Origin of the sequence: Bradyrhizobium genosp. SA-3 (assembly GCF_004212635.1) — a bacterium.
GTDB lineage: Bacteria > Pseudomonadota > Alphaproteobacteria > Rhizobiales > Xanthobacteraceae > Bradyrhizobium.
In genome coordinates this window covers 41,745-65,727 of record NZ_PSRT01000023.1, presented here as the reverse complement: position 1 = coordinate 65,727, position 23,983 = coordinate 41,745, and the positions used below count along the sequence as shown (strand labels likewise).

Here is a 23,983-nt window from a genome sequence, read left to right as displayed (position 1 = left end):
TGCTCGGCCCGGCACTTCCAAGTGTGTTTTCCATCGCAAGATGAAATGGGCCCGGAATAGAAGCCGCGATGCCTGCCACAATGGGCTCACCCAATGAGGTCGCTGCAATCGTGATTGTCACGACCGATATGACGACTACGAACACATCAGTCACGATGCGTTTCGAAAAGTGCTTCGTCATGAGTTAAGCCCTCACAACCGAATTAAGCTACGTGGGGCAGCTACAATCTAGTTCTATGAAAATGGTGGTACGCACGGGCACTCACCGCGCTCGGCGGTCGCATTTATAGGCCCGCGCCCATCGATGGTGTAGCAGCCATGCAGACCTAATGGGCTCGTTCCGGCAGATCGAATTGATCGGCTCGTCAGCGCACATGCCTAGCATGAGCTCGGTGAATTGAATTCGTCGGACCCGTTGGCTCGCAATGACGGCGTGCCGAGAGTCGGCCCCAAAGCCTCGACGTGTGCTTAGCCTACGCCACCGCCTTCTGCCGCGCCACGAGCGCTTCGCCAAAGGCCTCGAACAGCTTGCGGTTGATCGGATTGTGCTGCGGGTCGTATTCGGCGTGCCATTGCACGCCGAGCGCGAAGGTCGGGGCTTCGGCGATGCGGATCGCCTCGATGGTGCCGTCCTCGGCGGCGCCTTCGATCAGCACACGTTTGCCGGGCTCCAGGATGCCCTGGCCGTGCAGCGAATTGACCCGGATCTTCTCGCAGCCGAGCAATTTTGCGAACGCCCCGCCCGGCGTCAGATCGACGTCGTGACGGTCGGCGAACACCACGGTCGGATCGGGATGGATCTCGCCATTCTCGAGCCTGGGCATGCGGTGATTCATGCGGCCGGGGATTTCGCGGATCTCGGGGTGCAGCGAGCCGCCGAAGGCGACGTTCATCTCCTGGAGGCCGCGGCAGATGCCGAACAGGGGGATGCCGCGGGCGACGCAGGCAACCGAGAGCGCCAGGGCGACCTCGTCGCGGTGGATGTCGTAGGGCTCGTGCTTCTCGCAGGGATCGACGTTGAAACGCGTCGGGTGCACGTTGGCCCGGGCGCCGGTGAGGATGACGCCGTCGACGGTATCGAGCAGCGCCCCGATATCGGTGATGTCGGGCGAGCCCGCGAACATCACCGGCAAGCCACCGGAGACCTCGGCCACGGCGCGCAGATTTCGCTCGCCGACCATCTGGACCTGAAATCGATTTTCGACGCGATGGGCATTCCCGATCACGCCGACGACCGGCTTTCTCATCTCCCGTTCCGACCTCCTCCGTAAGAAGATTCTCCAAACATGCCCTTGGGGTGGAACAAATTCAACAGAAGGGATCGCGGGACGGCAATGCTATTTTCGCGCAAATGCCCGATCGGAGGGCGACCGCGGCGCCGTTCGCGCCGGTGGCGTTCGCCCGACGAGACCGTGGACAACGTCAAACCGGCGGTTTTCGGCCGGCTTGATCCAAGGCGGGATTCGCGAAAGAGTGCCTTCCCCGCAGCCGCCGAAAAGGACCCGATGTGACCATTCCCGCAGATCAACGGCCCCGCCCCCGCTCCGATCTCGCCTGGGCGATCTCGGTCGGGGGCATCGGCGTCGTGCTGTTCACGGCGATGCTGGTCTTCACCTGGTATTTTGCCGCCACCTTGCTGCTGATCTTCACCGGCATGCTGCTCGGCCTCGGCCTCAACGCGCTGACGGGCGCGCTCGGCCGCCGCGTGCACCTGCCGCATCCGGTCCGGCTCGCGATCGTCTGCATCGCCCTCGCCCTGATGCTCGCGGGGGTCGCCTATCTCGGCGGCGCCACCATCGCCGAGCAAGCCTCGCTGCTGAGCAACACCATCAAGTCGCAGATCACCAACGTCCGGTCATTCCTCGAGAACCACGGCATCGACACCAGCTTCTTCGATCTCGGCAACGCGGCGCCTGACGCCACGGCGGCGACAACATCGGACTCGACGCCCTCACCGGCAGTGCCCCCGCGCGGTGCATTGCCCGGCGCCGGCGCGCTCGCCTCCAGCGGCGGAGCGATCGTGAGCCAGACCTTCAAGCTGCTGCTCGGCACCATCCACGGTGTCGGAAACATTTTTATCGTGCTGTTCCTGGGTCTCGCCTTCGCCGCCCAGCCCGGCGTCTATCACGACGGCCTATTGTTCCTCGCGCCGGCCAAACATCGCACGCGCGTCACGCTCATCATCGATCGCATCAGCGAGACGCTGGAGCGCTGGCTGATCGCGCAGATCACGGTCATGCTCGCGGTCGGCGCGGTGACGTGGATCGGCCTTGCCGTCATCGGCATCCCCGGCGCGTTCATCCTGGGAATCCAGGCGGGCCTGCTCGCCTTTGTCCCGACCATCGGCGCCATCATCGCCGGGGTCATCGTGGTGCTGGCGAGCCTTGCGTCCGGCTGGATCGCGGCGCTGTCCGCGCTGCTGCTGTTCCTCGGCGTCCACGCCATGGAAAGCTACGTTCTGACGCCGATCCTTCAGCGCCAAGCCCTGGACATTCCGCCGGCCACGCTGTTCGCGTTCCAGATCCTTCTCGGCGTCGTGTTCGGAATCTGGGGCCTCGCGCTGGCGCTGCCACTGGTCGCCATCGCCAAGGTCATGATAGACCATTTCAAGACGTATGAGGCGCCGTCTCTGGCCGAGGCGGCCCGAGCATGATCCGGACCCAAAGGGGCGCGTTAGCGCAAAGTGCGCAGCGGTTCTCCGAAAAGATCATGCGCCTGAAATAGAGCCTGCTTCAGGTCGTCAGCACGGTCTCGGTGTGCTCGACCTCGGGGGGCGAAGCAAAATATTGGCCGACGAGGCCGCGCCATTCGGTGAAGTTTTCGGAGCCGCGGAAATCAACGGTGTGGTTTTCCAGGGTCGCCCACTTCACCATCAGGCGGTAGCGCTGCGGTTTCTCGATCGACTTGTGCAGTTCGAAGCCGTGAAAGCCCTTGGAGCGGCCGAAGGCGGCCTTGGCCTTGGCGACAGCCGCCTCGAAATCCTGTTCGCTGCCCGGCTTGACGTCGATTTGCGCGATCTCGGTGATCATCGGTTTCCACCCATTTTTGTTCGATGGGCGTGTCTACCGCAGCCGGCGCAAAAGAAAAAGGCGCCGAAACGGCACCTGGACGGCTGGAAAATGCAGGTCTCTTAGATGCAAGCCTCTCAGGCGAGCAGCAGCACGGTGCCCGCCACGATGAACGCGCAACCGACGAACAGCACGAACGGCCAGTAGCTGCGGCCCTGGCCGTATCGTCCTTGCGCACGACGCTCCGTGATCAGCGCGCTCTCGTATTCGTCCGCGGTCGAGAACAGACAGGCGAAGCCGCCGCGTGCCGAGGCAGCTTGGGCTTCGAGTGACATCAGGGCGGCCTGCGGGCTCTGTCGACGGATCGATTCCATGCCCATGATGGTAGGGATCGAATGGTAAACAGAAGATTACCGCAAGGCCGCCTGTCGTCTCAGGCGGTAGCCGGACGCGCCTGCGGCGCACCGGGCCGCGCAGCGCTCTGGCGACGCCAGTTCTCCAGCGACAGCGGCAACTCCTCCGCCGCCTCGACGCGGTTACGGCCGCCCCGCTTGGCCTGGTAGAGCGCGGTGTCGGCCGAGGCCAGCAGCACCTCGAGCTCGGTGCCGGCCGGACCGCCGGCGACGCCGATGCTGACGGTGGTATCGACCGGACCTTCATCGACCACGACACCGGAGGTCTCGAACGCTTCGCGCACGCGCTCGGCGACCAGCACCCCCTCCTCCAGCGAACACGGCAGCAAGGCCGCAAACTCCTCGCCGCCGATGCGGCCCGAGAGATCGGAGATGCGCAAGTTGCTGACGACGACAGTCGAGAACAGTTTCAGCATCTCGTCGCCGGCGGGATGGCCGAACCGATCGTTGATCGACTTGAAGTGGTCGATGTCGAAGATCATCACGGTCACCGGCCGCCCGGCCTTGGCCTCGCGCTCGATCACGCGGCTGCAGGCCTCGGAGAAGCCGCGCCGGTTGAGCATGCCGGTCAGGGGATCGGTCGACGCGGCGGTCCGGTGCGCGGTCACCGTGCGCTCGGACACCAGCATGAAGATCACGAACACGGTGCCGACGGCATAAAGCACGAGCTCGACCGCGAACACAGTGACCCAGATGCTCGACGAGAAGCCGGCATCATGCGGGCGCAGGAAGCTGCCGAGCACGATCGGCAGCATCAACGCGCAGCCGTGCATCACCGGCATCAGGAAGGCCGGCCAGCGCCGTTGCAGGCTCTTGCGCCGCTCGGTCCAGAGCTCGCTCGCGGTCAGCGCTGCATAGACCGAGACGATGCCGGCGCCGATGATCATGCGCAGCACGGACGCCTCGGCGTCGAGCAGCGTCACGGCGGCGACCCAAGCGAGCGCGCCGAGCACGAGGCCGGGCCAATTCGGCTTGCGGCCGTGGAAGACGCGCGCCGCATTCCACACCATGCCGCAGGCGACGAAGCCGACGGCATTTAACGCCAGATAGAGATGCGGCCCCAGCCTGTCGCCGGCCGCAGTCCATAGCGCAACGGAGGCGGCGCCGAGGAGATAGGCGGTGCCCCACCATTTCAGCGCGGGGCTGTTCTCCTGCCTGCCGAAAAACACCATCATGGCGCCGAGCAGTGCGGCAACCATGGTGGCGACCAAATAGAGCGTGATGCTATCGAGCGACATCATGTCGGCCCCCTCTAAAACATAGCAGTTACGCGATCGGCACAGCCGATTTGCGCGCCCTTCCGAATGCGACGCTATGTCTCGCGGGTTCCATTCAGGTTTTCGCGCGGACCCAAGTTTTCGGGAAACACGTCATCAATTTGCGTACAAACGAACAACAAAAAGGGCGCTGAAAACAGCGCCCTTTTGCATCTCATTGGAGCCGCTTTCGCGGCGAATGTGATCGAAGCGATTAACGCTTCGAGAACTGGAAGGACCGGCGGGCCTTGGCCTTGCCGTACTTCTTACGCTCGACCACGCGCGAGTCGCGGGTCAGGAAGCCGCCCTTCTTGAGCACGCTGCGCAGCTCCGGCTCGAAATAGGTGAGCGCCTTGGAGATGCCGTGACGGACGGCGCCAGCCTGGCCGGATAGGCCACCGCCGGCGACCGTGCAGATCACGTCGTACTGGCCGGAACGCTGGGCCACGGAGAACGGCTGCTCGATCATCATGCGCAGCACGGGACGAGCGAAATAGATCTCGACCTCGCGCGAGTTGACGGTGACCTTGCCGGCGCCCGGCTTGATCCAGACGCGGGCGACCGCGTCCTTGCGCTTGCCGGTGGCATAGGCGCGATTGAACTTGTCGACCTTCTTCTCGTGCTTGGGCGCCTCGGGCGCGGCCGCCGTCTTGAGCTGCGAGAGCTGGTCGAGCGACTGGATGGATTCGGCCATGTTATGCGGCCCTCGTGTTCTTGCGGTTCAAATTGGCGATGTCGATCTTCTCGGGCTGCTGCGCCTCGTGCGGATGATCGGCGCCGCCGTAGACACGCAGGTTGCCCATCTGCACGCGGCCGAGCGGACCACGCGGGATCATGCGCTCGACGGCCTTCTCGAGCACGCGCTCGGGATGACGGCCTTCGAGGATCTGGCGCGCGGTGCGCTCCTTGACGTGGCCGACGTAACCGGTGTGCTTGTAGTAGGTCTTCTGCTCGCGCTTGCGACCGGTCAGGACCGCATGCTGGGCGTTGATGATGATGACATTGTCACCGCAATCAACGTGCGGGGTGTAGGTCGGGAGGTGCTTGCCGCGGAGCCGCATGGCGACGATGGTGGCGAGACGGCCGACGACCAGACCCTTGGCGTCGATCAGCACCCACTTCTTCGTCACCTCGGCCGGCTTTGCCGAAAAGGTTTTCATGTCAGAATTTCCGTGAGGGAGACATCGGCGCGAACACCGCACCGGACTGGGCGAGTTACTAAAGAAGAGAGGCGCAGCGGTCAATGCTCAAAGCGCGAAATTACATTAGCAATATCAATGGCTTAAAATTATGGTATTAAAATACCTGCAAAAACCTCAAATATTTGGAATGGAATAGGTGGAGGTGACATGTGCGATCGGGTCGGCCGAGGTTCCGGACAGCAGGTTTACCTCGCCGACCGCGAGCCGCTTGCCGAGCTTGATAAGCCGCGCCTCCGCCAGCACGTCCTGGCCCGGCTGGCCCTTGCGTAGGAAGTTGATGTTGAGATTAGTGGTGACCGCCAGCCCGATCGGCCCGATCGCCGACAGAAGCACCACGTACATGGCGAAATCGGCCAGTGCCATCAGCGTCGGTCCCGACACGGTTCCACCCGGTCGCAACATCCTTTCGCTGTAGCGCTGGCGCAAAAGGCAGGTCTGGCCGTCGGCACTTTCGATCGTGATGTCGTCACCGCTGAAGGCCTGGGGAAACTCGTCACGTAGAAACTGCTCAACCTCGGCCACGCTCATTTTTGCTAACGCCATGCTGTTCCCCACCCTCGCTTCACTTGACCTGTTACATTAAGTTATCTGCGTCATCCAAATGCAATAATCCAAACGGAAACGCTACGATGTCCGCCCAGGCCGCCCGTGCTCCCTCCCCGCAACCACCGATCCTGCTGCGCGAGATCGTCGGCAGTGTCGCCGTGCTCACGCTGAACCGACCAGCCGCGCGCAACAGCCTTTCGGAGACGATGATCGGACAGCTGCATGCGAGCCTCAATGCGATCGCGGAAGACAAGCACATCCGTGCGGCCGTCATCGCAGCCAACGGCACCGCTTTTTCCGCAGGCCACGACATGAAGGAGCTGACCGCGCGCCGCACCGATCCGGATCGCGGCCGGGCTTATTTTGCGCAGATCATGACGGCGTGCAGCGCCATGATGCAGGCGATCGTGCGCCTGCCCAAGCCCGTGGTCGCTGCCGTCCAAGGCATCGCCACCGCGGCGGGCTGCCAGCTCGTGGCAAGCTGCGATCTGGCGATCGCCTCGGAGGCGGCGAGCTTCGCCACGCCCGGCGTCGACATCGGTCTGTTCTGCTCGACCCCGATGGTGGCGCTTTCGCGCAACGTGCCGCGCAAGCAGGCGATGGAGATGCTGCTGACGGGCGAGCCGATCCCGGCCGCGCGCGCCCGCGAGATCGGCCTCGTCAATCGCGTCGTGCCCGCCGGCACCGAGCGCGAGGCCGCGATTGCGCTCGCACAGCAGGTCGCGCTGAAATCCGCCTACACCGTCAAGCTCGGCAAGGAGGCATTCTATCGCCAGGCTGAGATGAGCCTTGCCGAGGCCTATCGCTATGCGGCAGAGGTGATGACCGAGAACATGATGGCGCGCGACGCCGAGGAAGGCATCGGCGCCTTCATCGAAAAGCGTCCGCCGACATGGCGGGATGAGTAACCCCGTCATTGCGAGCGAAGCGAAGCAATCCAGCATGCTTCCGCGGTGACAGTCTGGATTGCTTCGCTTCGCTCGCAATGACAACGAGAAAAGACGCTAGATGAACCACGACGCCTATCCCGACAATTACATCCGCGGCATCCTCAACAGCGTGAAGTCGATCGCGATGGTCGGCGCCTCGCCGGTCAACGTGCGGCCGAGCTACTTTGCGTTCAAATATCTGGCGCAGCGCGGCTACGACATGATCCCGGTCAATCCCGGTCATGTCGGCAAGGAGCTGCTCGGAAAGCCCTTCGTCGCCTCGCTCTCGGACATCGGCCGTCCGATCGACATGATCGACATTTTTCGCAACTCCAGCCACATCATGCCTGTGGTCGAAGAAGCGCTCACCCTCGATCCACTGCCGAAGGTGATCTGGATGCAGCTTGGCGCGCGCGACGACGCCGCGGCGGCCAAGGCAGAGTCCGTCGGGATCAAGGTGGTGATGAACCGCTGTCCCAAGATCGAATACGGCCGCTTGTCGTCCGAGATCTCCTGGATGGGCGTGAATTCACGCACGCTCAGCTCCAAGCGCGCTCCGGTCCCGACGCAAGGCATGCGGCTATCCCTCAATCGGATGAGTGTCGGCGGTGGCGACACCGCGGCGTCCGATCGCGCCGCCAAAAACAAGACCGAGCAAAGCTGACGCGATCGCGTAGGATTCATTTCGCGATCGCGACAATGCGTAGCACGATCGTTTTCGATGTGAAGCCGCAGCTTGACGGCGGACGCAGCGCCGATCAGCATGCCGCGCGATTTCAGACCAAGAGAACAGGACGCCCTCAATGAGCGATCGCCTTCCGGGATTTTCCACGCTCGCCGTGCATGCCGGTGCACAGCCCGACCCCACCACCGGTGCGCGCGCAACTCCGATTTATCAAACGACGTCTTTCGTGTTCAACGATGCCGACCACGCCGCCTCGCTGTTCGGTTTGCAGGCGTTCGGCAACATCTATACCCGCATCGGCAATCCCACCAACGCAGTGCTGGAGGAGCGTGTCGCTGCGCTCGAAGGCGGCACGGCCGCGCTCGCGGTGGCCTCGGGCCACGCCGCACAGGTCGTGGTGCTGCAGCAATTGCTCCAGCCCGGCGATGAATTCATCGCAGCGCGAAAGCTCTATGGCGGCTCGATCAACCAGTTCACGCACGCGTTCAAGAGCTTTGGCTGGAACGTGGTGTGGGCCGATCCCGATGACATCGCAAGCTTCGAGCGCGCGGTGACGCCGCGCACCAAGGCGATCTTCATCGAGTCCATCGCCAATCCGGCCGGCAGCATCACCGATATCGAGGCGATCTCGACGGTGGCGCGCAAGGCCGGCGTCCCGCTGATCGTCGACAACACGCTGGCCTCGCCCTATCTGATCCGCCCGATCGATCACGGCGCGGACATCGTCGTGCACTCGCTGACGAAATTCCTGGGCGGCCATGGCAATTCGCTCGGCGGCATCATCGTCGACGCCGGCACGTTCGACTGGTCCATAGGCGGCAAATATCCGATGCTGTCGGAGCCGCGGCCCGAATATCACGGCATCCGCCTCCAGGAGACCTTTGGCAATTTCGCCTTCGCGATCGCCTGCCGCGTGCTGGGCTTGCGCGACCTCGGGCCGGCGCTCTCCCCGTTCAACGCCTTCATGATCCTGACCGGCATCGAGACGCTGCCGCTGCGCATGCAGAAGCACTGCGACAACGCCAAGGCGGTCGCCGAATTCCTCGCCGGCCATCCGGCGGTGGCCTCGGTCAGCTATGCGGGCCTTCCGAGCGACAAGTACAATCAGCTCGCGCGCAAATATGCGCCGAGGGGCGCGGGCGCCGTGTTCACCTTCAGCCTGAAGGGCGGCTATGACGCCGGCGTCAGCCTGGTGTCGAAATTGCAGCTGTTTTCGCATCTGGCAAACGTCGGCGACACCCGCTCGCTGGTGATCCACCCGGCCTCGACCACGCACAGCCAGCTCGACGACGCCGCCAAGATCAGGTCGGCGCCGGCCCCGACGTGGTGCGGCTCTCGATCGGCATCGAGGACAAGGAAGATCTGATTGCGGATCTGGAGCAGGCGCTGAGCGCTTAGCCGTAGTCAATCCGGGGCGGTGTACAAGGCCGCCCCGGATTGATGGCCCCAGTTAACAGTCATTAACCACATCTGCCCCATACATCGTCTTTGGATCGCCCCTTTGATTCGGAGCCGACGATGCTGCGCTGGATGGTGCCTGCCCTTGCGGCGATGCTCACGGTTTCAACGGCGCTGGCTGCCGATCTGCCGGCCACGCCGAAGCGGCGCGGCGCTGTTCCGCCGCAGGAAGCACCAAGAGTCTATGTCGAGACCGATCCGGACGCGCTGATCTCGCCGGCCTATGGCATCGGCAGCTACATCCGCAACCTGCCGGGCACGCCGCTGCTGCCTGGCTCGCACACGTTGCCGGGCTATTACGGTCGCCCCTGGGACTATGATTATCAGGGCTCGTATTACGGCGGGAAGCAGGTCGACTATTTCTGGCGCCTGCCTTACGCGTGCGGAGTCTACGGCTACTGTTGATCAGCTGGCCTGACCCAGCGGAACAGCGCGCGGCCGCACTTCAGAGAGCTGCCGCGAGGCCAGTCGCTCCACCTGCATCACCGCAAGCGTCAACACCACGATCGCGACCGCCTGATGCGCGAGCGCCAGTCCAATCGGAACCTGGTTGAGCAGCGTCAGAATGCCGAGCACCGCCTGCAGGCTCACCGCCGCAAACAGCCACAGCGCGCCGCTTGCCGCTGCACCTGCGCGCGAGCGCGCCGCGTCGATTGCGTGCAGCGCCGCCAGCGCGAACAGCGCATAGGCGGTCATGCGGTGCTCGAACTGCACCGTCAGCACATTGTCGAACAGGTTACGCCACCACGGCGTCTCGAACCACAGCCGATCCGCCGAGGGAATGAACGCGCCGTCGATCTGCGGCCAGGTGTTGTACGCCCGCCCGGCCCGCAGACCGGCGACCAGCGCGCCGAAATAGATTTGCACGAAGGTCACAACGAGGAGCAGCGCGCTCGTGAACCTCAACCGCGCCGGCGCTGCGTTCTGCGGCCGCTCCTTGAGCCGCCGCACCGTCCAGACGATGCCGGCAAAGATCAGAAGCGCGAGCATCAAATGGGTCGCCAGCCGATATTGCGACACCTCGATGCGTTCCGCCAAGCCCGAGGCCACCATCCACCAGCCGACCGCGCCCTGAAGCCCGCCGAGCGCGAACAGCAGCCACAGCCGCCGCTTCAATTCACCCGGCAGCCCGCCGCGCCACAGGAAGAACAGGAACGGCAGCAGATAGGCGACTCCAATGAAACGGCCGAGCAACCGGTGGCTCCACTCCCACCAGAAGATCTCCTTGAACTCGGACAGGCTCATGCCCGCATTGAGCTCGCGATATTGCGGAATCCTCTTGTAGGCCTCGAACGCCTCGGTCCACTGCGCCTCGGTCAGCGGTGGTACGCTGCCCGTAACAGGCTTCCATTCGACGATCGAGAGGCCGGATTCCGTCAACCGCGTCGCGCCGCCGACGAGCACCATCAGCGCAATCAGCGCGGCCACGGCGATCAGCCACACGCGCACGGCGCGATGCGGTTGGGACGGGGCGGAAATCGTCGTCATTGAGAGCAAAACCAGGCTTGAACCGGACTGCGCGCCCCTTATAGTCCCCCGCTCCCGCAGCGCAAGTTACGCGAAAGCAGCAAGCTCCCACCATGACGATCCGCACCCGCAAGTTCCTCGGCGCCATTCTGCTCCTGGTGCTGGCCACGGTCTGGGCCCTGCTCGGCATGGCGCTGGCGCAGATGCCGTGGATCGCCGAGTCCGGCTGGCGGCAGGCGATCTACTACGTGGTCGTCGGCATGGGCTGGGTGCTGCCGGCGATGCCGATCGTGAGCTGGATGCAGCGTCCCGATCGCGCCAAATCCAGTTCGTAGCGCCCAGCTCGTAACGTCTAGCTCCTGGCGCTTCCCGTCGGTTTCACCGGCGCAAAGGCAACGCCCGACATCAGCACGCGCATCCTGCGCAGCGATTGGACCCGGCCGTCCCAGGAGATCCGCGGCAGTGCGCGCAGGTTGGTGCGTCCCTCCGCATCCACGATACCAGGGATCGTCGACACGGCGCTGGCAAAGCCGGCCTCCTCCGCCATCACGACGTGGCTGCGCCGAAACGAAGAGCGATCACCGAACGGAAAGGCGAGATGCCTGATCTCGCGGCGGAAGGCTGCTTCCGCGACCGCCTTGCCCATCGTCATCTCGCGGAGCGCGGCCGCGTCCTTCATGTTGGCGAGAACGGGATAGTTCACGGTCGCGCTGCCGATCGTGACGAGCGGATCAGCGGCGAGCTTCGTCAGGTCTTCCCAATCCATCGACGCATCGCGCGAGAGCGCGGCGAGGTCTATCCGGTAGCGGGTACAGAGATCGGCAATCGCCGCCGACAGATCCGCCGGCGGCAGCGAACGCAGCCAGCCCTCGATATACGAAAACACCGCCAGCTTCTCGGCATTGTCAGTGACGGTGAAGCGCTGCTCCTTGTCGTCCATGATCAGGCTGATGCGGCTCTCGCGCGCGATCATCCGTTCGAGCCCGAGCCACCAGGCTTCGCCGACGCCATCGGGGAACGCGGTCGGCACATAGATCGTGAAGGGCACAGCGTGGCGCGCCAGCACCGGATAGGCAAAATTGATGAGATCCTTGCTGGCGCCATCGAAGGTCAGTGCCACGAAGCGCCGTTTCTCCGGCAGTGTCACCGCGCGGCGGCAGACCTCGTCCATGCCAAGGAAATCGTACTTCCACTGCTTCAGCGCGCGAATGGCGCGATCGAGGAATTGCGGCGTGATCTCGTGCTGGCCCAGCGGCTGAAATCGGCCGCGCCGCCGCGGCCGCACATGCGCGAAGCGCAGGATGGCGCCGGCACCACGGCTGCGCAGCGCAGCCTGACCGCTGAACCAGGCCAGCTCAAGCCGCAGACGCGCCGGCCATCTGTCGTCGGATGCCAAGGTCTACACCTCCCTCCGGCGCCTGTTTCCCCTCCTATTATCATTACCCTTTGTTGACACTTCTTTGCAAAGGTCGGCCACGGGCCGAAATACGTATATTTTTGCTTTCTCGACAGGTTTCGTGAATGACCATGGCTGCGGCGATGCAAAGCCGGGCGGCAGAAGCGCCAGCGCGGTCGAAAACGAGCCGCATCGCCCAGGTCGATATCGTCACCGATCTCGGCGAGGCCGAGGCGGTCTGGCGCGCCTTCGAGGAGAACGGCCACCTCTTCACGCCCTATCAGCGGTTTGACCTGCTCGGTCCCTGGCAGCAGCTGGTCGGCGAACGCGAGGGCGCGCGCCCATTCATCGTGATCGCCCGCGACGTCGAGCACAGGCCGCTCCTGCTGCTGCCGTTGTCACTGCGCCAAAGCCACGGCGTGCGCACGGCCTGCTTCATGGGCGGCAAGCATACCACCTTCAACATGGGCCTGTGGAACGCCGAATTCGCGGCACAGGCCGTTCTCGCGGATCTCGATGCGCTGCTTGCGCCGCTGCGCGAGCATGTCGACGTCCTCTCGCTGACGCAGCAACCCAAGCGCTGGCACGACCAGCAGAACCCGTTCGCACTGCTGCCGCAGCAGAGCTCGGTCAATGGCTGCCCGTTGCTGGCGATGGAGCCGGCCGGCCCGCCCGCATCGCGCATCAGCAATTCCTTCCGTCGCCGCCTCAAGAGCAAGGAGAAGAAGCTCCAGGCCCTCGCCGGCTACCGCTACCACCTTGCGACTGCGGATGCGGACATCGTGCGCCTGCTCGACTGGTTTTTCCGCGTCAAGCCGGCGCGGATGGCGGAGCAGAAGCTGCCGAACGTCTTCGCCGAACCGGGCGTCGAACAGTTCATCCGCAGCGCCTGCCTTGCCCGGCGCGGAGACGGACGCGCGATCGACATCCACGCGCTCGAATGCGACGAGGACGTGATCGCGATCTTCGCCGGCGTCGCCGACGGCCAGCGCCTCTCGATGATGTTCAACACCTACACGATGTCCGAGCACGCCCGCTACAGCCCGGGCCTGATCCTGATGCGCTACATCATCGATGCCTGCGCCGAGCGCGGCTGCCGCTCGCTCGACCTCGGCATCGGCTCGGACGACTACAAGCGGATGTTCTGCAAGGACGACGAAGACATTTTCGACAGCTTTGTCCCGTTGACCTCACGCGGCAAGCTAGCGGCGATGGCGATGTCCTCGCTGAGTCGCGGCAAGCGACTGGTCAAACAGAACCAGATGCTGTTCGATTTTGCGCGCAGGCTGCGGCAGGCTTTCGGGTAAGGGCTTGACCCGCGAGCTCCCCTTCTTTTCCGGGGCAATCGCATATGCACAATCACGAGAGGTCGTCATGCCCGGGCTTGTCCCGGGCATCCACGTTCTTTGCATCACTGGGCAAGGCGTGGATGGCCGGGACAAGCCCGGCCATGACGCTGTGGAAACTCCAGGGCCCCAAGCTCTAAGGTCATATGCGATAGCCGTGCCTTCCCTTCTCCTTGTGGAAGGAAGGCGGAGGCTACGCCGCCACCACGCGCGGCGTCTCCATTGCATCCGTCGGCTGCACCGGCTTGCTCAGCATCGTCACGTCGCTGAAGCCGACGGCCCTCAGCTGCTCGCGCATCAGCGTGCGTGCATCCGGTGCCATCGATGCATCGGGCACCACGACGGCGCGGGCATTCGCGGTCAGCAGCTCAGCCGGCAGGTCGGAGGCGCTACCGGCATCCAGCAGCACGTGGTCGTAGGCTCGCAGCAGCGCATCGATCGCGAGCGTCACCCGCGGCGATTGCAGCAAGCTCCGATCGAAGCCGGGGCGGCCGGCCATGACCAGATGCAGCCGCGACAGCTTGTCCCGGGTGATGATTTGCGCGAAAGACGCTTCGCCCTGCATCAGCTCGGCAAGGCCAGGCGCAGAGGCATCGACGGCCACCGCGGCAATGGTCGGCGAGGACGCGGCGAGATCGACCACGACGACGCGTGCGTCACGCGCGAGATGCCGAGCGAGCGTCAGCGCCGAGAGCGTGATCGATACGCCGGCGGCGGTGCCGAGCACCGTGATCTTCTTCGCCGCCGCACCCGCTGCACGCAGGCTCTCGGCTAACTGCTCGATCTCGGCGAATTCGGTGATGTCGGCCTCAGGCGTCATCGCTGGCTGAAGCGGCCCGGGCTCGTCGACGACCGGATCGACCATCGGCTCGACCACCGGCTCATGACGCAGCGGCACCCGCGACGGCAGGACCGCAGCCACCGCGCGCGGCGCGGTCTGGCGCAACAGCTCGCCGGTGACGACGACGCCGCACGACAGCAGCAGCGTCGCGATGGTCGCGATCAGCACGATCGGCAGCTTCTTCGGATAGGCCGGCGTGTTCGAGACGATGGCGCGCGAAATGATGCGGCCATCCGTCGGTGCGGTATCGATGGTCTCGCGGGTATTGGCCTCGCGATATTTGGCGAGATAGGTTTCCAAGAGGTCGCGCTGCGCCTTGGCTTCGCGCTCGAGCGCGCGGAGCTGCACGTCCTGGCCGTTGGTGGATGCCGCCTGCTTCTTTAGCTGCTCGAGACTCGTCGTCAGCCCGTCGACCCGGCCGCTGGCGATTCGAGCGTCGCTTTCGAGCGAACGCGAAATCTTGGCCGCTTCATCGCGGATCTGATTGTCGAGGTCGCCAAGCTGCGCCTTCAATTCCTTGATCCGCGGATGATTGCCGAGCAGCGTGGACGACTGCTCGGCGAGCTGCGCACGCAGCGTCACCCGCTGCTCCGACAGCCGCCGCATCAATTCGGAGTTCACCACCTCCGATGCCTCGATCGGCTTTCCGCTCTGGAGCATCTCGCGGATCAGGCGCGCCTTGGATTCCGCGTCGGCCTTGATCGAGCGCGCATTGTTGAGCTGAGTATTGATCTCGCCCATCTGCTGGTTCGACAGCGTGGTGTTGTTGGTGCCGACGAACAGGCTCGACTTGGAACGAAAATCCTCGACCCTGGCCTCGGCGTCGGAGACCTTCTTGCGCAAACTCTCGATCTCGCCCGCGAGCCACTGGCTGGCGTTCTTGGCCTGCTCCTGGCGCACACCCTGCTGGAGCACGAGATAGCCGTCGGCGATAGAGTTGGCGACGCGCGCGGCGAGCTCGGGATCGGCGGACTGGAATTCGACCACGATCACGCGCGACTTGTCGACGGCGTATGCTTGGAGGCGCTCGTAATAGGCATCCAGCACGCGCTCTTCCGGCGTCATCGAGAACGGATCGCGGCCGATGCCAACCAGCGCCGCCAGCGATTTCAGCGGCGAGATGCCTTGCAGCACCGGATCGAATTCGGGTCGCTCGGCAAGCTTGTTCTTCTTGATGATCTCGCGCGCGAGATCGCGCGACAGCACGAGCTGGACCTGGCTGGTGACAGCCTCGGCGTCGAGCGCCTGCCGCTCCTCGGTGCGATCGCTGTTCGGGCGCAGGAACACGTTCTCACGGCCATCGATCAGGATCCGCGATTCGGACTTGTAGCGCGGCGTGACGAGGTTCACGGCGGCAATGGATGCAACGAGCACCAGCACCGTCGGCACGACGATCCAGCCGCGCTTGCGCGCCAATGCCGCGCCGAGCGCATGCAAATCGATGTCGCCGGATTCGACTGGCGCCTGCCTTGCGACAACGGGCGCAGGCTTCGCTTCGATCTTGGCTTCAACCTTGGCTTCGATCTTGGGCGCAGCTTCGGGCTTGGACTTCGAGACAGCCCGCTCGATCACAGCCTTGTCCTTGCCGGCACGCCAGAACGCTAAACGCATCGAACACTCCCGCAGGGCAACGCTGCGACTCTATCTCAACCGGAGCGATTACACTCCATTAAGGTTGCCGCTGGGTTAATCGCGACGTCCGCCGACCGGGCCACGCGCGCTCGTCACCGTTTGTTAACCACGAGGCCCCTTAATCCATCTCGATTATTTCGCGAGAATTGTTCGGCAGCCGCCGTCGAGCGCTGGTTTTGATCATGCCCCCCTCTCCCGAACGGCCGCTTCGCATCCTGCACGCCGTGCGCGCGCCCGTTGGCGGCATCTTCCGCCATATCCTCGACGTCGCCAATGGCCAGGTCGACCGCGGCCATCATGTCGGCATCCTCGCCGACAGCCTCACCGGCGGCGAGCGCGCCGACAAGGCGCTTGCCGAGCTCGCGCCGCGGCTGAAGCTCGGCGTGCACCGGCTCGCGATCCGCCGCGAACCGTCACCTGACGACGTGCTGGTGTGGCTTCGCATGCGGCGCCTGATCGCGACGCTCAAGCCCGACGTCATGCACGGCCACGGCGCCAAGGCCGGCGCCTTCATCCGCATGCGGCGGCGCTCGGACGACACCATCCGCATCTACACCCCGCACGGCGGCTCGCTGCATTATCCCCTCAACACCTTCAAGGGCGAGTTCTACGCGCGGCTCGAACGCACGCTGATAGACGCGACCGACCTGTTCCTGTTCGAGAGCGCGTTTGCTCGCGACACCTATCAACGCATCGTCGGCACGCCCAAGGGCGTGGTGCATTGCGTCTTCAACGGTGTCACGCCGGAGGAGTTCGAGCCGGTCGTGACCGCCGACGATACCACCGATCTCGCCTATGTCGGCGAGTTCAGGCACATCAAGGGCGCGGATCTGCTGGTGGACGCCGTGGCGCGCCTGCACGAGGGCGGCAAGAAGGTCACGCTGACGCTCGGCGGCGACGGCGAGGAAACCGCGGCGCTGAAGGCTCAGGTCGAGAGGCTCGGCCTCTCCAGCGCGATCCGCTTCATCGGGCATGTCAAGGCGCGCTACGGCTTCTCCAAGGGGCGGCTGCTGGTCGTCCCTTCGCGCGGCGATTCCATGCCCTATGTCGTGATCGAGGCGGGCGCGGCCGGCATTCCCATGATCGCGTCCCGCATCGGCGGCATTCCCGAGATCTTCGGGGCGGAGAGTCCGGCCCTGTTCGCGCCGAGCAATTCCGAGGCCATGGCCGAGGCGATCGCGGCCGCACTCGACGATCCGCAAGCAACGGCGCAGCGCGCGGCCGCCTTGCGCGCGCGCATCTCGGCACATTTCTCGCAAGCCGCGATGGTCGACGGCGTGCTCGCCGCCTATCGCGACGCATTTTCCAATCATTAACCATCCTTAAGCCCGCTTTAGAAAATCTTCCGATTTGTTCGCTAGTCGAGTGCCAGGGGATGCTCGCCCGGGTGCGCAAGGTCGTGCCACGGGCTTTGGAATGGACGTGGACGCCCGTGGAACCGCTCAACGCACGCTCGATGCTCGATGCCGCGACCAGCGCCGCGGCGACGCCCGCCGCCCAACCCTTTGTGGAGCGCCGCCGCCGGCTCTCGCCCGCTGCGCTCGAGGTCGTCAATCAGAAGGTGGCCCGCGCCTATTCGCCGATCGTGATCGCCGGTTTCGTCCGCCTGGCTGACTTCGCACTGCTCAGCCTCGTCGGCATTGCGCTCTATGTCGGCTATGTCATGCCGCTCGCCGGTACCTTCAGTTGGGTTTACCCCGGGGAAATCATCGCCGTGGCCGTCGCCGCCGTGGTTTGCTTCCAGGCCGCCGACATCTATCAGGTGCAGCTGTTCCGCGGGCAGCTCCGGCAGATGACGCGGATGATCTCGTCCTGGTCGTTCGTCTTCCTGCTGTTCATCGGCATCTCGTTCTTCGCCAAATTCGGCAGCGAAGTGTCGCGGCTGTGGCTTGCCGCCTTTTACTTCCTCGGACTCGCCACGCTCATGGCCGAGCGTCTCGTCCTGCGCTCGCTGGTGCGCGGCTGGGCGCGCGAGGGCCGGCTCGACCGCCGGACCATCATCGTCGGCTCCGACAGCAACGGCGAGCAGCTCGTCGAGGCGCTGAAGGCGCAGGAGGATTCCGATATCCACGTGCTCGGCGTGTTCGACGACCGCAACGACAGCCGCGCGCTCGACACCTGCGCCGGCGCGCGCAAGCTCGGCAAGGTCGACGATATCGTCGAGTTCGCCCGCCGCACCCGTGTCGACCTCGTGCTGTTCGCGCTGCCGATCTCGGCGGAGACGCGCATCCTGGAGATGCTGAAGAAGCTCTGGGTGCTGCCGGTCGACATTCGCCTCTCCGCACACACCAACAAGCTTCGCTTCCGTCCCCGCTCCTATTCCTATCTCGGCGAGGTGCCGACGCTGGACGTGTTCGAGGCGCCGATCACCGACTGGGATCTAGTGATGAAGTGGCTGTTCGACCGCGTCGTCGGCAGCCTCGCGCTGCTCGCCGCCCTGCCGGTGATGGGATTGGTGGCGCTGGCGGTGAAGCTCGACAGCCCCGGCCCGGTGCTGTTCCGCCAGAAGCGCTTCGGCTTCAACAACGAACGGATCGACGTCTACAAGTTCCGCTCGATGTACCACCATCAGGCCGATCCGACCGCCTCGAAGGTCGTGACCAAGAACGATCCACGCGTCACGCGCGTCGGCCGCTTCATCCGCAAGACCAGCCTCGACGAGCTGCCGCAGCTCTTCAACGTGGTATTCTCTGGCAATCTCTCCCTGGTCGGCCCGCGTCCGCATGCGGTGCAGGGCAAGCTGCAGAGCCGCCTGTTCGACGAAGCCGTCGATGGCTATTTCGCCCGCCACCGGGTCAAGCCCGGCATCACCGGCTGGGCCCAGATCAACGGCTGGCGCGGCGAGATCGACAATGAAGAGAAGATCCAGAAGCGCGTCGAGTTCGACCTCTATTACATCGAGAACTGGTCGGTGCTGTTCGACCTCTACATTCTCCTGAAGACGCCGATCTCGCTGCTGACCAAGAACGAGAACGCGTATTGAGTTGTGGTCATGCCCCGGCTTGACTGGGGCATCCAGTACTCCGCAGCGCCAATCGTTTTCCGCAATAGGCGCCGCGGAGTACTGGATCGCCCGGTCCCGGCTCCGCCAAAAGGCTTCGCCGGGCACTTCGATCCTAGGCCGGCGAAGCGTCAGCGAAGACGGCAAGCCGGGCGATGACAGCGGTATTTGTGGCGTACCAGTAGCGTAAGCGTATGAGCGTGTGATGGCCTATGCGGCGAGAGCCGGTGAAGTGAATGTAGCCGCGCCGGCTGCGCCCGGCGTGCTGGCGCTCCAGCGCGCGCTGGTGTGGCTGGTCGGCGCGTCCGGCGCGATCGTGTTCATCGAGCCGAGCCCCTACGAGATCGCGACGCTGCTCGCGAGCGTCACCTTCTTCGCCACCGGCCTGCGGCTGAGGCTCGCGCTGATGCCACTGGTCGCGCTGCTCGTTCTGCTCAATGTCGGCTACACGATCAGCGCGATCCCGCTGTTCGAGCAGTCCGAGGTGGTGAGCTGGATCGCGACCTCTTGGTACATGGCGGTGACCGTGGTGTTCTTCGCGATGGTCACCTCGGAGGATACGGCGGCCCGGCTCGACATGCTCCGCCGCGGGCTCGTGGTCGGTGCCATGGTCGCCTCGCTATTGGCGGTCGCCGGCTACTTCCACCTGGTCCCCGGCGGCAACGACCTCCTCACGCTCTATGGACGCGCGCGCGGCACGTTCAAGGACCCCAACGTGCTCGGCGCCTTCCTGATCCTGCCGGCGCTGTTTGCGCTCCAGAGCGTGGTTTCGGACAAGCTCGGCAAGGCGTTCCGCAACGTCATCGCCTTCGGCATCATGTCGCTGGCGATCCTGCTCGCCTTCTCCCGAGCCGCCTGGGGCGGGCTAGTGCTGACCTCCGCCTTCATGCTAGCGCTGATGGTGTTGACCAGCCGCACCAACGCGCAGCGCTCTCGCATCATCATCATGGCGATCGTCGCCGCGGTGCTGGGGCTGGCCTTGATCGCGGTACTGCTGTCATTCGACTCCACTGCCGAGATGTTCAAGCAGCGCGCGAGCTTCGACCAGAGCTATGACGAGGGCCGCTTCGGCCGGTTCGGCCGCCACATCCTCGGTGCGGAGATGGCGCTCGACCTGCCGTTCGGCATCGGCCCCCTGCAATTCCACCGCTACTTCCCCGAGGACACCCACAACTCCTATCTCAACGCCTTCATGTCCGGCGGCTGGCTCTCCGGCGTGTGCTATCCCGCGCTGGTCTTCACCACCGTCATCATGGGCTTCCGCCACATCTTCGTTCGCGTGCCCTGGCAGCGCGCCTATCTCGCGGTATTTTCCGCCTTCGTCGGCACTGTCGGCGAAAGTTTTGTGATCGACACCGACCACTGGCGGCACTTCTGGATGATGCTCGGCGCGATGTGGGGCATGATCGCGGCCGCGCAGGTCTACAAGATTAGGGACATTACCGTTCCGATGGAATCGGAACGGTAATGTCTGGTTTCTTGTTTTGACTCGTTTTCTTCACGCGAACCGGTATCCACTTCGCTCGAAAACGCTCTAGCGACGAAGCTTCTTCAGCTTGAGAGCGGGCCGCTTTTCCGGCGGCGTGTCGAGCAGACTCTTCAGCGCCTCTGTTGCCACGAGCACGCCCTTGTAGCCCTCATTGGCGAAGCGCAGCAGCAGTCGCAATTCCTCGTCGGAATAGGCGCCAAAAACCTTCTCCATCGCCTGCTGCATCGGCACGTAGAGCTCGCCGATCTTCATGGCCTTCTCTGGCACGACGGAAATGAAGACCTTGCGGCGGTCTTTCTCGTCCCGCTCGCGGCGCACCAGCCCGGCCTTTTCGAGCCGGTCGACCACGCCAGTGATGGCGCCGGTCGTGAGCCCCGTGACCTCGGCGAGCCGGCCCGCAGTGACGCGGCCTTCGAGATAGAGGATGTCCATGCATTCGAGGTCGGAATTGGCAATTCCGGCAACGTTGGCAACGGTCTGGCCATAGAGCACGCCCTGCGCGGACGACCTGCGCATCGCCTCCTCGAGTTCCTGCAACAGCGCAGCGCGCGCCTTCGCCCTTGACAAGGCCGACCTCTTCTCTTACTCGATATATATCTTAGTCACTAAGAGATTTAGCGACCGTAATTTCTCCTAGCACCACGGAAACGTCGGGAGCAAGCCATGTCGTACCGTCCCCGCAAAGCACTGATCATTGGCGCCGGCATCGCCGGGCCCGTCGCCGCGATCCTGCTTCGCCGGGCGGGCATCGAGTCCGCGATCTACGAGGCCTGGCCCTATTCGAAGGGCATCGGCGGCGGCCTTCAGATCGCACCGAACGGCATGCATGTCATGGACGAGATCGGCCTTGCGAAAGAGCTGATCAGCCGCGGCTCGGTCGCGGAGTCCTTCGACTTCTATTCGCAGAACGGTGAGCGGCTCGGGTCGATCAACCGCGACCTAGAGCGGCGCTTCGGCCAGCCGGCCGTCAACATCTCCCGCGCCACGCTGAACGAAATCCTGATCGACAAGGCCTGGTGTGCCTGCGTCTCACTCTATTTCGAGAAGCGTCTGATCAAGATCGAGGACCGCGGCGACCAGCCGATCATCGCCTACTTCGCCGACGGCACCACGGCCGAGGGCGACTTCCTGATCGGCGCCGACGGCGTGCACTCGGTGGCGCGCCGCCAGGTGGTGCCGGACGGGCCGCAGCCGTTCAACACCGGACTGATCGGCTTCGGCGGCTTTGTCCCGCACGCCGTGCTCGACGGCAGGCCTATCGGCCGGCATGTCGAGACCACGTTCGGACAAAGCGGCTTCTTCGGCTACGGCTATTGCAGCCTCGATCCGAGCGACGGCGTGATGTGGTGGAGCACGCAGCCGGCGCACGGCATGGACGCCACGATGTTCCGCGCGCTCGATCACGCGACGCTGAAGCAGCATCTGCGCGGTTTCCACCGCGGCTGGCACGATCCGATTCCTGCCATCATCGAAGCGGCCGAGAACATCGTCGTCACCGACACGCTCGACGTCGCGACCCTGCCGACCTGGTCGCGCAAGCGCTCGCTGCTGATCGGCGATGCCGCGCATGCGACCAGCCCTCACGCCGGCCAGGGCGCTTCGCTCGCGCTGGAGGACGCGATGCGGCTCGCGCGGCTGATGCAGGAGGGCCAGGAGCTCGGCGCCACCTTCCAGGCCTTCGAGGCCGAGCGGCGCCCGCGCACCGAAAGGATCGTCGCCATGGCCCGCCGCAACGGCAACAGCAAGCGCGAGTTCAGCGCCACCGGTGCGTGGGTCAGAAATCAGATGCTGAAGTGGCTGTTACCGCTGGGCGCCAAGGGCATGGACTTCATGTACGCGTATGACGCGCGCGCGGTGTAGCGGCGGACGCTGTCACGCCCCGCGCAGGCGGGGCATCCAGTACGCCGCGGCCTCTCGATTCAATCAATGCCTTCTCTGGAATACTGGATCGTCCGGTCAAGCCGGACGATGACACCGTCATTTGGGCGCGCACGTCGCGCTTAACTCTCTACCTGAAACGTCAGCTGCCGTAGGGTGGGCAAAGGCGCAAAGCGCCGTGCCCACCATCTCTCCGCAATATCGCTTCGTAGGTGGTGGGCACGCTCCGCTTTGCCCACCCTACGATACTGCGCGCCTACTTCTCCACCCCGAACGTCAGCCCCGCGTTGTCACGCAGCCGCTTGATCAACTTGTGCTGCATCGCTGCGCCCGGCGTCCAGAAGCCGGCCGGAACGTCGGCCGCATCGCGCAGCAGGCAGATCGCGCATTCGGAGATCATCTTCGAGGTCGAGCCGTAGCCGGGATCGCGGTCGCCGGTGACGCCGGCGCGGACCATGCGGCCATCAGGTGCGATCGCGACATAGAGCAGATTGAAGAGACCGCTCTCGCGCTCCTCCTTCGACGGCCCCTCGCCCGGCTTCGGCGCATTCGGGCCGGTCTTCTCGGCATTGGCCGCCATCACGCGCTTTGCGTTGGCCTCCCCCTTCTCGCCGGGACCGGTCAGAACCATCTCGTCGTAGACGAAGTCCTTGCCGTAGGGAAAGCCCATCAGCATGTTGGAACGATGGACGTTGCGGGTGTTGATCAGCGCCATCATGAACGGCGCGGCCCAGGATTGCAGATCCTCCTCATAAGCCGCCCTGTTGCCCTTCGGCTGCTTCGGGCCGGTGAAGCCCGGCGTCAGTGCAAAATGGTCGTTGAGAATGGCGACAAGGCTGAGGTCCTTGGCAACCGCATCGAAGGTCGCTTTCGCACTCGCCGCGGTGCCGCCTGACAGCGTGCCGCGCATGTCGCGCACGCGGCCCTTCACGCGCGCAGCCGGCGCGCCGAACACGCGTTTGGCCTCTTCCTGCACGAAGAAGGTGCCAAGCTCGAACGGCACGGAATCATAGCCGCAGGAAAACACGATGCGCGCGCCGCTCGCCTTGGCCGCCGCATCGTACTTGTCGATCATCTGCCGCATCCAGACCGGCTCGCCGCAGAGATCGAAATAATCGGTGCCGCCGGCGACGGAGGCCGCGAGCAAGCCCTCGCCATAGAATTGGTACGGACCGACCGTCGTGATCACCGACTTGGTCTGCGCCACCATCGCCTTCAGCGATGCAGGATCGGCCGCATCCGCCACGATCAGCGGCGTATCCGCGGGTGCGCCGATCGCCTCGCGCACGGACTTCAGCTTGTCGAGGCTGCGGCCGGCCATCGCCCATTTCAGCGCCTTGTCGTCCTTGTAATGCGCCGCCAGATATTCGGCGACGAGCTGGCCGGTGAAACCGGTTGCGCCGTAGACGACGATGTCGAATTTCGCAGAGCTCATG

At 64.5% G+C, this 23,983-nt stretch carries 22 protein-coding genes and 1 pseudogene; 11 read left to right on the top strand and 12 right to left on the bottom strand.

Annotated elements, in window-relative coordinates:
* Positions 1-473: 473 nt before the first annotated feature.
* Positions 474-1,247 carry a gamma-glutamyl-gamma-aminobutyrate hydrolase family protein gene (locus tag CWO91_RS10500; RefSeq protein ID WP_130213394.1) on the bottom strand — a complete coding sequence of 258 codons (774 nt, stop codon included), beginning with the start codon at positions 1,245-1,247 and terminating at the stop codon, positions 474-476.
* Positions 1,248-1,507: 260 nt separating this feature from the next.
* On the opposite strand from CWO91_RS10500, the gene CWO91_RS10495 reads away from it, so the two are divergent.
* A complete protein-coding gene (locus CWO91_RS10495) occupies positions 1,508-2,653 on the top strand; it encodes an AI-2E family transporter (RefSeq protein ID WP_130213393.1) in 1,146 nt (381 codons plus the stop codon).
* A gap of 79 nt (positions 2,654-2,732) precedes the next feature.
* On the opposite strand, the gene CWO91_RS10490 is transcribed toward CWO91_RS10495, so the two are convergent.
* The 6 genes from CWO91_RS10490 to CWO91_RS10465 all read right to left on the bottom strand — a co-directional run bounded on the left by CWO91_RS10490 (position 2,733) and on the right by CWO91_RS10465 (position 6,422).
* A complete protein-coding gene (locus tag CWO91_RS10490) occupies positions 2,733-3,029 on the bottom strand; it encodes an antibiotic biosynthesis monooxygenase family protein (protein WP_130213392.1) in 297 nt (98 codons plus the stop codon).
* A 116-nt stretch (positions 3,030-3,145) separates the two neighbouring features.
* Positions 3,146-3,382, bottom strand: a complete 237-nt coding sequence (locus CWO91_RS10485; protein WP_130213410.1) for a hypothetical protein — start codon at positions 3,380-3,382, stop codon at positions 3,146-3,148.
* Positions 3,383-3,441: 59 nt separating this feature from the next.
* Positions 3,442-4,662, bottom strand: coding sequence for a GGDEF domain-containing protein (locus CWO91_RS10480; RefSeq protein WP_130213391.1), 1,221 nt, complete (start codon positions 4,660-4,662; stop codon positions 3,442-3,444).
* Positions 4,663-4,891: 229 nt separating this feature from the next.
* Complete coding sequence (rpsI, locus tag CWO91_RS10475; RefSeq protein WP_130213390.1) at positions 4,892-5,371, bottom strand: 30S ribosomal protein S9; 480 nt, start codon at positions 5,369-5,371, stop codon at positions 4,892-4,894.
* 1 nt (position 5,372) lies between these two features.
* Positions 5,373-5,837 (bottom strand): 50S ribosomal protein L13, encoded by a 465-nt coding sequence (rplM, locus tag CWO91_RS10470; protein WP_130213389.1) that lies wholly within the window; start codon positions 5,835-5,837, stop codon positions 5,373-5,375.
* Between the two features lie 156 nt (positions 5,838-5,993).
* Positions 5,994-6,422 carry a PaaI family thioesterase gene (locus CWO91_RS10465; RefSeq protein ID WP_130213388.1) on the bottom strand — a complete coding sequence of 143 codons (429 nt, stop codon included), beginning with the start codon at positions 6,420-6,422 and terminating at the stop codon, positions 5,994-5,996.
* An 86-nt stretch (positions 6,423-6,508) separates the two neighbouring features.
* On the opposite strand from CWO91_RS10465, the gene CWO91_RS10460 reads away from it, so the two are divergent.
* The 4 genes and pseudogenes from CWO91_RS10460 (at position 6,509) to CWO91_RS10445 (ending at position 9,902) form a co-directional block, all read left to right on the top strand.
* Positions 6,509-7,333, top strand: a complete 825-nt coding sequence (locus CWO91_RS10460) for an enoyl-CoA hydratase (protein ID WP_165405347.1) — start codon at positions 6,509-6,511, stop codon at positions 7,331-7,333.
* Positions 7,334-7,433: 100 nt separating this feature from the next.
* Positions 7,434-8,018, top strand: coding sequence for a CoA-binding protein (locus CWO91_RS10455; RefSeq protein WP_091893390.1), 585 nt, complete (start codon positions 7,434-7,436; stop codon positions 8,016-8,018).
* Positions 8,019-8,157: 139 nt separating this feature from the next.
* Positions 8,158-9,437: pseudogene (locus tag CWO91_RS10450) on the top strand (O-acetylhomoserine aminocarboxypropyltransferase).
* Between the two features lie 120 nt (positions 9,438-9,557).
* Entirely contained in the window at positions 9,558-9,902 is a 345-nt protein-coding gene (locus CWO91_RS10445; protein WP_130213386.1) for a hypothetical protein, read from the top strand.
* On the opposite strand, the gene CWO91_RS10440 is transcribed toward CWO91_RS10445, so the two are convergent.
* Positions 9,903-10,985 (bottom strand): COX15/CtaA family protein, encoded by a 1,083-nt coding sequence (locus CWO91_RS10440; protein ID WP_130213385.1) that lies wholly within the window; start codon positions 10,983-10,985, stop codon positions 9,903-9,905. It abuts the gene before it with no gap.
* A 92-nt stretch (positions 10,986-11,077) separates the two neighbouring features.
* Between CWO91_RS10440 and CWO91_RS10435 the strand changes: the two genes are divergently transcribed.
* Complete coding sequence (locus CWO91_RS10435; protein ID WP_027529931.1) at positions 11,078-11,299, top strand: DUF2842 domain-containing protein; 222 nt, start codon at positions 11,078-11,080, stop codon at positions 11,297-11,299.
* Positions 11,300-11,316: 17 nt separating this feature from the next.
* Here the strand turns inward: CWO91_RS10435 and CWO91_RS10430 are convergent, their stop codons facing one another.
* Positions 11,317-12,360 carry a polysaccharide deacetylase family protein gene (locus tag CWO91_RS10430; protein ID WP_130213384.1) on the bottom strand — a complete coding sequence of 348 codons (1,044 nt, stop codon included), beginning with the start codon at positions 12,358-12,360 and terminating at the stop codon, positions 11,317-11,319.
* Between the two features lie 125 nt (positions 12,361-12,485).
* On the opposite strand from CWO91_RS10430, the gene CWO91_RS10425 reads away from it, so the two are divergent.
* Positions 12,486-13,667 (top strand): GNAT family N-acetyltransferase, encoded by a 1,182-nt coding sequence (locus tag CWO91_RS10425; protein WP_130213383.1) that lies wholly within the window; start codon positions 12,486-12,488, stop codon positions 13,665-13,667.
* Positions 13,668-13,899: 232 nt separating this feature from the next.
* Here the strand turns inward: CWO91_RS10425 and CWO91_RS10420 are convergent, their stop codons facing one another.
* Entirely contained in the window at positions 13,900-16,158 is a 2,259-nt protein-coding gene (locus CWO91_RS10420; protein WP_130213382.1) for a GumC family protein, read from the bottom strand.
* 203 nt (positions 16,159-16,361) lie between these two features.
* Between CWO91_RS10420 and CWO91_RS10415 the strand changes: the two genes are divergently transcribed.
* From CWO91_RS10415 to CWO91_RS10405, 3 genes are all read left to right on the top strand, one after another.
* Positions 16,362-17,495 (top strand): glycosyltransferase family 4 protein, encoded by a 1,134-nt coding sequence (locus CWO91_RS10415; protein WP_130213381.1) that lies wholly within the window; start codon positions 16,362-16,364, stop codon positions 17,493-17,495.
* A 116-nt stretch (positions 17,496-17,611) separates the two neighbouring features.
* A complete protein-coding gene (locus CWO91_RS10410; RefSeq protein ID WP_165405346.1) occupies positions 17,612-19,162 on the top strand; it encodes an undecaprenyl-phosphate glucose phosphotransferase in 1,551 nt (516 codons plus the stop codon).
* Positions 19,163-19,385: 223 nt separating this feature from the next.
* On the top strand, positions 19,386-20,648 hold the full coding sequence (locus CWO91_RS10405; protein WP_165405345.1) for an O-antigen ligase family protein: 1,263 nt from the start codon (positions 19,386-19,388) through the stop codon (positions 20,646-20,648).
* A 66-nt stretch (positions 20,649-20,714) separates the two neighbouring features.
* On the opposite strand, the gene CWO91_RS10400 is transcribed toward CWO91_RS10405, so the two are convergent.
* Positions 20,715-21,185, bottom strand: a complete 471-nt coding sequence (locus tag CWO91_RS10400) for a MarR family transcriptional regulator (protein ID WP_165405349.1) — start codon at positions 21,183-21,185, stop codon at positions 20,715-20,717.
* A gap of 147 nt (positions 21,186-21,332) precedes the next feature.
* Between CWO91_RS10400 and CWO91_RS10395 the strand changes: the two genes are divergently transcribed.
* A complete protein-coding gene (locus CWO91_RS10395) occupies positions 21,333-22,529 on the top strand; it encodes an FAD-dependent monooxygenase (protein WP_130213377.1) in 1,197 nt (398 codons plus the stop codon).
* A gap of 274 nt (positions 22,530-22,803) precedes the next feature.
* Here the strand turns inward: CWO91_RS10395 and CWO91_RS10390 are convergent, their stop codons facing one another.
* Positions 22,804-23,982 carry a saccharopine dehydrogenase family protein gene (locus CWO91_RS10390; protein ID WP_130213376.1) on the bottom strand — a complete coding sequence of 393 codons (1,179 nt, stop codon included), beginning with the start codon at positions 23,980-23,982 and terminating at the stop codon, positions 22,804-22,806.
* Position 23,983: the final 1 nt, after the last annotated feature.